This is a genomic window from Methylobacterium sp. WL18 (assembly GCF_008040015.1).
GTDB lineage: Bacteria > Pseudomonadota > Alphaproteobacteria > Rhizobiales > Beijerinckiaceae > Methylobacterium > Methylobacterium mesophilicum.
Window position 1 is genome coordinate 1 of sequence record NZ_VRVD01001244.1, and the last position, 590, is coordinate 590.

Below are 590 nucleotides of genomic sequence, written 5' to 3' on the forward strand. Positions count from 1 at the left end.
CTCCTGGCCCGCGCGCGCGCCCTCGACGGCTCCGTGCTGCACGGACTCTTCGCCCCGGACGCCGCATTCCGCGCCGCCGGCTGGCTCGAAGGGCTGACCGACGACCTCTGGCAGGGCGCCGAAGTACCGGGTCCGCTTCGCGCCGTCGCGAACGGCTGATCGCCCGCCTACACCCCCATTCCCCACCACTCGGAGCCCGACCGCCGCATGTCCACCGTTTCCGTCGTGACCCTGGCCAAGGGCCGGGCGGCGCATCTGCGCAACGTGCTGCGCGGCCTGGAGCGCCAGACGCAGGCCCCCGCCGAGTTCATCGTCGCGGTGATGCAGGATGAGCCCTACGACCTGCCCGAGACGGCGTTTCCAGTGCGCCAGATCCGGGTTACCGGCCGTGAGCTGCCGCTAGCGGCCGCGCGCAACCGGGGCGTGGACGCGGCCACCGGCGACGGCATCGTCTTCCTGGACGTCGACTGCATCCCGGCCCCCGACCTCGTGGCCGATTACGCGCGTGGGCTCGCCGAACTCGACGGCCTGCTGATGGGTGAGGTCCTGCACCTGCCCGAGCGCGCCACCGCCGGCGCCTGGCGCTACGC

1 protein-coding gene is annotated in these 590 nt (G+C 73.4%); it reads left to right on the forward strand.

Annotated elements, in window-relative coordinates; genetic code table 11:
* Window positions 1–207: 207 nt before the first annotated feature.
* Window positions 208–590 (forward strand): glycosyltransferase family A protein (locus FV228_RS32105; RefSeq protein ID WP_147858002.1); only part of this gene is annotated, 383 nt, incomplete at its 3' end.